This window comes from Candidatus Omnitrophota bacterium (assembly GCA_026387175.1).
GTDB lineage: Bacteria > Omnitrophota > Gorgyraeia > 2-01-FULL-45-10 > 2-01-FULL-45-10 > CAIMPC01.
Map to the genome: position 1 here is coordinate 26,899 of JAPLME010000011.1, position 10,210 is coordinate 37,108.

Annotated in this window: 10 protein-coding genes; all 10 read left to right on the forward strand. The window is 50.0% G+C overall.

Translation table 11 applies throughout. The features are described from left to right. Window positions 1–10: 10 nt before the first annotated feature. From NTY76_06330 to NTY76_06375, 10 genes are read left to right on the forward strand one after another with little or no spacing between them, the layout of a single operon-like run. Window positions 11–1,372, forward strand: a complete 1,362-nt coding sequence (locus NTY76_06330; protein ID MCX5678707.1) for a hypothetical protein — start codon at window positions 11–13, stop codon at window positions 1,370–1,372. Between the two features lie 11 nt (window positions 1,373–1,383). Further along, window positions 1,384–1,617 carry a hypothetical protein gene (locus NTY76_06335; protein MCX5678708.1) on the forward strand — a complete coding sequence of 78 codons (234 nt, stop codon included), beginning with the start codon at window positions 1,384–1,386 and terminating at the stop codon, window positions 1,615–1,617. A gap of 45 nt (window positions 1,618–1,662) precedes the next feature. Further along, on the forward strand, window positions 1,663–2,379 hold the full coding sequence (locus NTY76_06340; protein ID MCX5678709.1) for a F0F1 ATP synthase subunit delta: 717 nt from the start codon (window positions 1,663–1,665) through the stop codon (window positions 2,377–2,379). A 12-nt stretch (window positions 2,380–2,391) separates the two neighbouring features. After that, entirely contained in the window at window positions 2,392–2,604 is a 213-nt protein-coding gene (locus tag NTY76_06345; GenBank protein ID MCX5678710.1) for an ATP synthase F0 subunit C, read from the forward strand. A gap of 14 nt (window positions 2,605–2,618) precedes the next feature. Continuing rightward, window positions 2,619–4,121: a F0F1 ATP synthase subunit alpha gene (locus tag NTY76_06350; GenBank protein ID MCX5678711.1), complete on the forward strand. Its 1,503-nt coding sequence runs from the start codon at window positions 2,619–2,621 to the stop codon at window positions 4,119–4,121. Further along, a complete protein-coding gene (locus tag NTY76_06355; GenBank protein ID MCX5678712.1) occupies window positions 4,118–5,005 on the forward strand; it encodes a F0F1 ATP synthase subunit gamma in 888 nt (295 codons plus the stop codon). Before NTY76_06350 ends, NTY76_06355 begins: the two co-directional genes overlap by 4 nt. A 3-nt stretch (window positions 5,006–5,008) precedes the next feature. Beyond that, the gene (atpD, locus tag NTY76_06360) at window positions 5,009–6,412 is read left to right on the forward strand and encodes a F0F1 ATP synthase subunit beta (GenBank protein ID MCX5678713.1); all 1,404 of its coding nucleotides are present in this window, start codon (window positions 5,009–5,011) and stop codon (window positions 6,410–6,412) included. A 39-nt stretch (window positions 6,413–6,451) separates the two neighbouring features. Continuing rightward, a complete protein-coding gene (locus NTY76_06365) occupies window positions 6,452–8,158 on the forward strand; it encodes an ATPase, T2SS/T4P/T4SS family (protein ID MCX5678714.1) in 1,707 nt (568 codons plus the stop codon). A 13-nt stretch (window positions 8,159–8,171) separates the two neighbouring features. Next, a complete protein-coding gene (locus NTY76_06370; protein ID MCX5678715.1) occupies window positions 8,172–9,437 on the forward strand; it encodes a type II secretion system F family protein in 1,266 nt (421 codons plus the stop codon). After that, a complete protein-coding gene (locus tag NTY76_06375; protein MCX5678716.1) occupies window positions 9,434–10,210 on the forward strand; it encodes a peptidase MA family metallohydrolase in 777 nt (258 codons plus the stop codon). Before NTY76_06370 ends, NTY76_06375 begins: the two co-directional genes overlap by 4 nt.

Consider the following 10,210-nt stretch of genomic DNA (forward strand, 5'->3'; position numbering starts at 1 on the left):
GGATTTATATATGACAAGACGAAGAATGAAAATCATAGGCATATTATTGCTGCTTATTTTCATCTCAAGCGCGGGTTACGCGGATGTTAAGCTGAAGATAGCCATTGTCAACCCATCCCCGACAGATAGACAGACCTCACCCATAAGGTACGACCTTCCTAAGGGTATCGGCCCGGAACAGGTTATCGATATAGGCAAGCTGGAGATGAAATATGATTTTGACAAGGGCAATTATTACCTTGCCGGCACCGTGACGCTCGAAGCGTCGGAGAGGAAGGTCCTCGAGATAGCGATCCGCGATGTCTGGGGCATCCCGGAAAAAGACCTGGATAATTTAAAGAGCCACACGGATATGTTGGTGAAAAGGCTGAAGGATACAAAGCATTTCAAAGCCGGCGCCGAACTCTCTAAAAATATTATCAAACAGCTGGACACCATGATCACGGAAGAGAAAACGGCCGGCGCGAATACGCGGGAGCGTATAAACCAGTACTATGAGAATGAGGTGGTCCTGAGCGAGGTCAAAGAAAATATAGGCATGCTCGAAAACCTGGTCCTTGACGCGGGCGGCGTCGTAGAGGACAGGGTCCAGATACCTACCACCCTCGCGATTCCTTTAAGGGGGGAATCTCTCTCGAGCGACAAAGATATTATCGAATTAAAAATAAAGGCGGTTAACCCATCGACAAAAACAAAACAGATCACGCCGGTAAGATATTCCCTGCCGGCCGAAATAAGCCCCAGATATATAATGGACAGAAACGGCCTTAATATGGCCTACGATTTTGATAAACAATGCTTTTACCTTTACCAGGACGATTTGGAGCTGGGCCCGGAGCAGTCCAAGGAGTATGTAGTAAAGATAAGAGACATATGGAATATATCAGATACAGAATTGGAAGCGCTCAGGTCGCATACCGATAATATAATGCTGCTTCTCCAGGGCACCGACTATTTAAAGCAAGCGCAGGTCTCCGCGGATAAGGTCAGCGCCAATATTGACGATATAGTCAGGACTCAAGCCGCCAAGGTTTCGGCCATGGAACATATAGCCTATTACCGCGATAATGTAAAGTTACTGCGGGACGTTAAAAAGATGATAGCCGAACTGGAAAAGCTTGTCAGCCAGAGAGGTGTGACTGCCGGCGTTACGGTGAAGTGGCCGGAAGAAGGCGGAGGAGGGCCGCTGGCAAGAAGGGCCAAGGGCTATAAAGGGTTGGACCTGATAGCTAAATCCATCTTCAGGGGGCAGGCCCCTACGGTTGCCACCACCTGGAAGGTAATTTTTGTAATAATCGGTTTCATAGGAATTATTGCCGCATTTTTCTTCGCGGTATGGTATATTCAACTGAAGAGGGCGGGGAAGAAATAATAAAGGCTGTAATGTTTAAAGCCACAATCGTAACTCCCAATAAAGTATTGTTCGATGGTGAGGCCTGGAGCGTTTTTTTGCCCGGGGCTACCGGTGAGTTTGAAATTCTGGAGATGCATAAGGCGATCGTGAGCCTTTTGCGTCAGGGAAATATTGTGATTAACTGGGATATAGAGATACCGGTAACCAGCGGCGCGGTCAGGATGTCCGGCGATGAGCTGGTGGCGATAGTAGAGTCAGATTAGAGCAGCTTTCAGCAAAAAACTGATAGCTGTAACAAGGAGTCATAAATGGTATTCCAACTAGTCGTAGTCCAGATAGTGACCTTCATCGCTATCGTCTTTGTGTTGAGGAAATTGTTATATTCCGAATCCGCCAAAGAGATGCTCCGCTTGCGGAAGATCAAGGAAGAGACCGCGGTGAAGCAGAGAGAGCTGCAGCAAAAGATCGACGAAGCGCAGGATGCTTACAGCGAAAAGATCGCCGAAGCGGAACAGAAGACGCGGGCATTCCGTATTAAAGCGGAAGAAGAGATCGAGGAATTAAAGAAGAAGATATTGAGCAAGGCCAAAGAGGATGCCGAGCAGATAGTGAAATCCGCTTTCAATGCCAAAGAGAAGATCCGCGAAGAGATCGGCGAAGAGATGCGTAAGAAGGCGCCTCTCCTTGCCTCGCGGGTTTTTAAGGAAGTCCTTTCTCCGGAGGTCCAGGAGATGATGCATAAGGAATTAGTCAGGGATGTGATAGATAAGATAAGGAATACCGAGAAGACGGCCTTTAAGTCCAAAATCGAGAAGGGGGAGATCGTTTCGGCGTATCCTTTATCGAAAAACGATAAGCTCGTGGTGGAGTCTCTTATACACGATAGCCTCGGATACCAGATCCCTTTATATGAAACAGAAGACAGCCAGCTTGTAGCGGGCGTCCTTATCAAGCTGGGCACCATTTTAATAGACGGGAGCCTGAATAACAGGCTTAAACAGGTCGAGAGGGAGTTGGAATTTTAGAGAGGCGCTGATATGCGAAATCTTATAATAATTCTGGTGATGTTCGTTACGATACTCGGGCCCTCAGCGGTCATCGCGGCCATAGGCTTTGCCTCGATAAACGCTTTGGGAAGGAACCCGTCATCCGCTCCGAAGATATTAAGCGCGATGATAGTTTCCCTGGTATTTGCCGAAGCCATCGCGGTGATCGCTCTTCTGGTATTGTTCCAGTTATTTGGGAGGTAAGGCAAACCGCTATAATGAAGACTGAATCTGTATCCATAGGGGAGATCGGGCGCATAAAGGAGATCAAGAAATCTATCGTCACGATAGAAGGCCTTCACAACTGCATGCTGGGTCAGCTGGTGACGTTTACAGACGGCACTAAAGGTTTTGTGATGGGTTTCAATGAAAACGAAGTCCTGGTGCTGCTTTTAGGAATTTCGAAGACATTAAAAGCCGGCAATGAAGTCTATTCCAGGGAAGAGTCCTTTAAGATACCGGTGGGAAATAATTTTTTGGGCCGTATCGTAAACCCGCTATGCGAGGGCCTGGACGGGAAGGGATACGTCAAGGAGGATTCTTTTGCCTATATATTCAGGGACGCGCCGGCGGTCCTCGATAGAGAGCCTGTCAATGAAATGCTGGTCACCGGGATAAGGATAGTCGATGCCACCATACCCATAGGTAAAGGACAAAGACAGCTTATCATAGGCGATAGAATGACGGGTAAGACATCGATAGCCGTCGACGCTATATTGAACCAGAAGGGTAAAGATGTCATATGCATATATTGCTGTGTGGGCCGTGACTACGCCTCGTTTGAAAAGGTCGTAGGCACTTTTAAAGAGAAGGACGCCCTCGATTATATGATAGTTGTGGCGGCTCTCGCTTCTTCTTCTATCGGAGAGCAGTATCTCGCCCCCTACGCCGCCGCGGCGTTGGGCGAATACTTCATGTACGCGGGCAAGAATGTCCTTATCGTTTTTGATGACCTTACCAAACATGCGTGGGCATACAGAGAGTTGTCCCTTCTCCTGGAAAGGCCGCCCGGCAGAGAGGCTTATCCGGGAGATATATTTTACCTGCACGCTCAGCTTATGGAGAGAGGCGCCCGCCTGTCGTCACATAACGGCGGCGGCTCCATGACATTCCTCTCGATAGCGGATACCCTGCAGGGCGATATCTCCGGGTTTATACCGACGAACCTGATCTCAATGACGGACGGGCAGATATACCTTAACTCCGCGTTATTCGGAGAGGGGTTCAAGCCCGCGATAGACATAGGGCTCTCCGTCTCGCGTATCGGCAGCAGGGTACAGTCGAAGACCTTAAGGGAATTGACGAAGAACCTCAGTTTAAAATATGTCCAGTACAGGGAGCTTCTGAAGACCACGAGATTGAAGTCGGGTATCTCCGAAGATATGACCGGCCGCCTGAAGCACGGCGAGAAGATCGAAAGGATCTTCATGCAGGATAAGAACAGCCCGTCATCTCTGGCGGAGCAGCTTATCCTGTATTTCGCGCTTGAGACCGGGGCGCTCGATATCCTGTCGAACGAAAAGTGCGACTATTTCAAAAAAAATATATTAGCTTTCGCCAGGCAGGATATTCCGGCAGTGGTTGAGAACATGGAAAAAGGCGCCGAGATGACGGCCGAGGACAGGGAAGCTATTAAAAAATGTATAATGAATTTTAACCATAAGTTGTGGGCATCCGAGGGTGAAACCGCGCCCATCTCCGCAGCCGAGGCCGCGGAATGAAGGCGCGGGAGATAAAAGAGGACCTCCTCTTCAATACCGAATTCATGGGCCTTCTCGAAGTGATGAAGAATATAGCGATTTCTCAATTCCGGTCCCTTCAGAAGAAGAGGAGCAGGTTTATCCGGTTCACCCAGCTTTTGAACGGTTTTTTTCAGATGGTGGATATCAGGCAGGCCCCGCACAAGTTAATAAACCCAAAGACAGAGAAGAGGGCGATCGTATCGATAACCTCCGACGAGGGCTTTATGGGGGACCTGAATTTTCAGGTCGTGGACGCCGCGATCATGAAAGGAGGCCCCGAATCCGCTGAGATTATCGTAGTAGGAGAGTCGGGGGTAAGGTATCTGAAAGATATGGGAAGAAAATTTACCGCGTTTAAAAACGCCGCCGACGCCGAAGCGAGACATACCGTCGCCGTGGAGCTGAAGAATTATATCATGCGAGGCATCGCTGAAGACCGTTTCGGCAGGGTGTCCGTTTACTATCCTAACCCGATCTCATTCATGATCCAGAAAGTGGAAGCCGTGGAGCTTCTTCCCCTCACTGCCTTCTTTTCGCCGCAGGCGCAAGGCCCGGGATACGATCAGCAGGTGATAGTAGAATCGCCGGCGGAGGGCATAATAGAATACCTCGCCGAGGAATTTATCGAACAAAAACTGATGGAGCTTCTCGAAGACAGCAAGCTTTCAGAGTTCGCCGCGAGAGGCGCCCACCTCGAGCGGAGCGGCCAGGAGCTCGCCGAAAAACAGAAACGGCTCAGAGCCCAGTATTTTCACGCTTATCATGAAGTCATAGACAAAAATACCAGAGAACTATTTTCCTCGCAGATTATCATAAAGCGGAAGGCCAAAGAGGTATCCGCAGCGCTGAATCTTAAAGTATAAATTATGAAGAACAATAATAAAACAAAAGGAATCGTGGTAGCGGCCCAGGGGCCTGTGGTGGATGTGGTATTCAAGACCCTGGAGGACCTTCCGGCCATCAATGAGATCGTCAAGGTCAGCGCCTTCGACGGCAGGACGATCCTTCTCGCGGTGGCCGAGCATCTTGAGAATAACATTGCCAGGTGCATATCGTTCAGTTCCACACTTAACCTCAGGCGTAATTCGGAAGTCGAATCCACAGGCACGCCATTGCAGGTTCCCATAGGTCCAGGCCTATTCGGCCGTATCATCAATGTCACCGGAGAGCCGATCGATAACAAGGGAAATATAGACTCGAAGGAGACTCGCTTAAGCGAAAAAGATATATCCAGGACATATATTAACCCTGTCAGGCTTATGAGCCAGGAGCCGCAGATTTTAGAGACAGGCATTAAAATGATAGATCTCCTTTTTCCTATGGTCAAGGGTTCAAAGACCGGTGTGATAGGCGGCGCCGGATTGGGCAAAACGGTCCTTATGCTGGAGCTCATACATAACGTCATAACAAAACACAAAGGCGTCTGCGTATTCACCGGAGCGGGAGAAAGAATAAGGGAAGGAAATGAGCTGTATCTGGAATTTGAAAAACAGAATATGCTGAACAAGATCATGTTCGCTTTCGGACAGATGAACGAGCCGCCGGGCGCGAAATTCGGCATAGCGTTTACGGGTGTAACGCTGGCGGAATATCTGCAGGAGCAGAATAACGACGTGCTCTTCTTCATAGATAACGTGTACAGGTTTGTCCAGGCGGGCGCCGAGATATCCACCCTTCTGGGGCGGGTGCCGTCCGAGACCGGCTATCAGCCAACGCTGGCGTCGGAGGTCAGCGCTTTCCAGGAGAGGATACGCTCGATGGAGGGCGGCTCCATCACCGCCATAGAAACGGTGTACGTTCCCGCGGATGACCTGACGGATCCGGCGGTAGTAACGATATTCAGTTATCTCAATTCCATCATAGTCCTGTCCAGAGAGAGGAGCCAGCTGAGGCTCCATCCTTCGATAGACCCGCTGCTTTCGTCCTGCAGCAATCTCGATTCTTCGATCGTAGGGCGGGAACATTTCAATATAACGCAGGAGATCATGAAGATATTCACCAAATATAAAGAGTTGAAGAAGATCGTGCCCGTGGTGGGTATAGAGGAGCTTTCGAAGACCGACAGGACGCTGTATGACAGGGCCAAGAAGCTGGAAAATTTTATGACGCAGCCTTTTTCCGTGGCAGAAAGCTACACAGGGAAAAAAGGCGAATATGTGCCTCTGGAGGATACACTGGAGGGGTGCGAGAAGATAGTGAGCGGTAAATTGGACAATGTTCCGGATCACAGGTTTTATTTCATAGGCAAAATAGCCGACGCGCTGAAGTAGCTTTCAGAAAAAGCTGAAAGCTGAAACAGGAGACGAACAATGGCGTTACGATTGGGAGATATTTTAGTCGAGAAGGGAATAATAACGCAGGAGGAACTCAATACCGCTCTTGCGGAGCAGCAGAGGACGAAGGAGGCCCTGGGGCAGATATTGATCAGGATGGGTTTCGTTGCGGAGAGAGATATGCTTCAGATCCTGGCGAAACAGCAGGGTATCCCGTTCGTCGAGCTGAAGATGAAAGATATTGATGATAAGGTCCTGAAGAATGTGCCCGCCAAATTTGTCTGGCACTATAAGATAATGCCGATAAGCCTCGACGGCAATATCCTTACGGCCGCCATATCCAATCCGTTCGATATGTGGCCGATCGACGACCTGGAGACGCACCTCGGGTTCAAAGTGGAGAAGGTCCTGGCTACGTCCGCGGATATAATGGAGGCGATAAAGAAATATTACGGGGTAGGAGCGGAGACGATAGACCGTATATTATCCGATGATGTGCGTCCCGCCGGAGAGACATCCACCGCGGGAGAAGAAAAAGTAGAGGACCTCGAAAAACTGGCGGAATCGGCTTCGGTGATAAAGCTGGTGAACCAGATATTGCAGGAAGCCATAACGGACAGGGCGACGGATATACATTTTGAACATTTCAGGGGTGAACTGGTCCTGCGTTACAGGATAGACGGCATACTGTATGATACGCCGGTCAGCGAGAAGATAAAATATCTCCATCCGGCGATCGTCTCCAGGATAAAGGTCATGTCGGGCCTCGATATCGTCGAACGCAGGCTGCCTCAGGACGGCCGCGCGAAGGTGAAGATAGGAAAGAGCGAATATGAGCTGCGCGTGTCGATAATGCCGACGCTCTACGGCGAGAATATAGTCATAAGGGTCCTGCCCACCACGATGCTTTTCAATATCGCGGATCTGGGTATGTCCCATAACGACAGGAGCATCATCGAGCAGCTGCTGAAAAAATCGCACGGCATAATCTTTGTCACGGGCCCGACGGGCAGCGGCAAGACCACCACCCTGTACGCCTGTCTCAGCAAGCTGAACTCGCGGGAAAGAAAGATCCTTACCATCGAGGACCCGATCGAATATGAATTGGGCGGCATCTCGCAGACGCAGGTCAACGCGAAGATAGACCTTACATTCGCCAAGATGCTCAGGAGCATGCTGAGGCACGACCCGGACGTGATGATGGTCGGAGAGGTCAGGGACCTGGAGACCGCCGAGATCACTATCCAGACGGCCCTCACGGGGCACCTGGTATTCTCCACGCTCCATACAAACGACGCGGCAAGCGGCGTGACCCGTTTAGTTGATATAGGCATAGAGCCGTATCTGGTGGCCTCTTCCGTTATAGCTTTTATCGCGCAGAGGCTCGTCAGGGTCATATGCGCTGCTTGCAAGGAGAAAGTGACGCTGGCAGAGCTGGGTTTTAAAAACGATCAGTTGAAGATCGAGGGATTCGACTCGAATCACAACACTGTTGTATATAGAGGTAAAGGCTGCAAGGCCTGCGGCGGCACCGGTTACGTAGGCAGGGCGGCCATATATGAGATCTTATTGATAAAGGATGAGATCAAGGACCTTATTTTAACTAAATCGCCGGCGCATATCATAAAAGATAAAGCCACGCAGCTCGGGATGCATACCTTAAAGCAGGATGGATGGGACAAGGTGGTGGCGGGCGTAACCACGCCGGAAGAGGTATTGAGAGTGACACAGCTGGAAGGATAACAAAAATCTACTGATGCCGATATACAGTTATACCGCAAAAAAAGGCCCGACCGAAATAGTAAAAAGCGAGATAGAGGCCGAATCTGAGGATAAGGCCGTCGTCATGATAGAGGCTATGGGGTTCTTTCCCATCAAGGTGGTTGAATTAAGACCGCCGTCGGCGACGCCAAGGGCGCCTGAGCGCGCCAAGCCGGAAGCTCCGCCAGTCGCCGCTAATAAAGAACAGGGCCTCTCTTCAGTGAAAGTCGGCGCGCATGATATGGACACCTTCATGTGGCAGCTGGCCAGCCTGATAAAATCGAGCATTCCTCTCCTGCGCGCCTTATCCCTGATAGCGCGGCAGACTAAGAATAAGTCGCTTAAGGCGGTGGCCGGCGACCTGGAGCTCAAGATAAAGCAGGGAGAGCTGCTCTCCGCGGCGATGAGCAAATACCCTAATCTCTTTAATAACCTTACCGTAAATATGATAAAGGCCGGAGAGAAGAGCGGTTCTCTCGACGAAGTGCTGTATAAGCTGGCGGAATACCGCGAGAAAGAGCAGGAGATGAAGCGCAAGATACAGTCGGCCCTTGCCTATCCGATGGTCGTTGTCGCGGTCGGTATAGGGACGATATTTATGATGTTCACGTATTTTCTGCCCAAGCTGCTGAAATTATTCGAGAATATGAAACAGGAGCTGCCGCTGCCTACGAAGCTATTGATCGCGACCAGCAAATTTATGTCCAGTTACTGGTATGTATTTGTAATAGGCATCGTTTTCGTGATCGCGGTAATCTTCAGAAATAAACCCGGAAGTAGGAAGAAGTTTATGCTCGACATGTTCTGCCTGCGCGTGCCTTTTATCAATAAATTTATAAAGACATCCGAGATAGCGCGATTTGCCAGGTCGCTGGGGCTCCTGCTTAAAAACGGCATACCCGTCTATGAGAGCCTCGATCTCGCGGCTAAGACGCTGGATAATCAGGCGCTGAAGACGCAACTGGCGCAAGCATCCGCGGTTATCGTTAACCAGGGCTGCACGATATCGGAAAGTTTCAGGCGCACAGGAGTGTTCCCGGAGTTCACGATAAATATGATAGCGGTAGGCGAGGAAGGCGGGAGACTGGAGGAATCGCTCGCCGAGATAGCCGCCTCATATGAAAAGGAAGTGGAACAGACCATAAAGGTCATGACATCGATGATAGAGCCCCTGCTGATACTGATCGTCGGGGGATTTGTCGGCTTCATCGTATTCGCGATGCTCCTTCCTATATTGAATATGGGGGGGATGGGCGGATGAGCTTGGCGCTGAAGGTATGTCTATTCCTTCTCCTCCTGTGCCCGGGGGCGCGGGCCGAGAATTGGCAGGAGTTAAAGGGTGAGCATTTCGAGATATTTTATATCGAGGATCCAGCCTTCGCGCAGGAGACGCTGACGCAGGCCGAGAAATATTACGAGAAGATAGCCTCGGACCTGGGTTATTCAAGATATGATAATTTCTGGCAATGGGATAACAGGGCGAAGATATATATTTACAAAAACCGGGAAGATTTTTTAAAGGCCACCGGTAAGAAGCCATGGATTTACGGGACCGCGATATATAATGAACGGACGATAATAAGCTACAGATGGAGCCAGGGATTCTTTGACATATTACTGCCTCACGAGCTGGGCCATCTCATATTCAGGGATTTTGTAGGGTTTAAAGGGGAGGTCCCTCTGTGGCTGGATGAGGGCATTGCTCAGTGGGAGGAGACCAACAAGCGCCAGCGGGCGATTTATATGGTCAGGAGCCTTGTCGCCAAAAAAGAATTCATACCCCTGACCGAATTGATGCGCTTCAATTCGAGCAGCGAGAATGATTTTGCTCTCTCCGCCAAACTTTACGCCCAGGCGGTCACGCTGGTAGGCTATCTTATAGAGAAGTACGGCCCGACGAGATTCGCGCAATTCTGCCGGAGTCTGCGCGATGGAAAGAGCATAGACGAGGCGCTGTCATTCGCTTATACCGATTCAATACGGAATATAAACGAACTGGAAAAAGGATGGATAAAGTACTACGGAGGAGAATAA

Bases quoted from the DNA above. Each gene is read 5' to 3' on its own strand.
- NTY76_06345 (MCX5678710.1), top strand. From the start codon at position 2,392: ATGCGAAATCTTATAATAATTCTGGTGATGTTCGTTACGATACTCGGG.
- NTY76_06350 (MCX5678711.1), top strand. From the start codon at position 2,619: ATGAAGACTGAATCTGTATCCATAGGGGAGATCGGGCGCATAAAGGAG.
- NTY76_06370 (MCX5678715.1), top strand. From the start codon at position 8,172: ATGCCGATATACAGTTATACCGCAAAAAAAGGCCCGACCGAAATAGTA.
- NTY76_06340 (MCX5678709.1), top strand. From the start codon at position 1,663: ATGGTATTCCAACTAGTCGTAGTCCAGATAGTGACCTTCATCGCTATC.
- NTY76_06335 (MCX5678708.1), top strand. From the start codon at position 1,384: ATGTTTAAAGCCACAATCGTAACTCCCAATAAAGTATTGTTCGATGGT.
- atpD (MCX5678713.1), top strand. From the start codon at position 5,009: ATGAAGAACAATAATAAAACAAAAGGAATCGTGGTAGCGGCCCAGGGG.
- NTY76_06330 (MCX5678707.1), top strand. From the start codon at position 11: ATGACAAGACGAAGAATGAAAATCATAGGCATATTATTGCTGCTTATT.
- NTY76_06365 (MCX5678714.1), top strand. From the start codon at position 6,452: ATGGCGTTACGATTGGGAGATATTTTAGTCGAGAAGGGAATAATAACG.
- NTY76_06355 (MCX5678712.1), top strand. From the start codon at position 4,118: ATGAAGGCGCGGGAGATAAAAGAGGACCTCCTCTTCAATACCGAATTC.
- NTY76_06375 (MCX5678716.1), top strand. From the start codon at position 9,434: ATGAGCTTGGCGCTGAAGGTATGTCTATTCCTTCTCCTCCTGTGCCCG.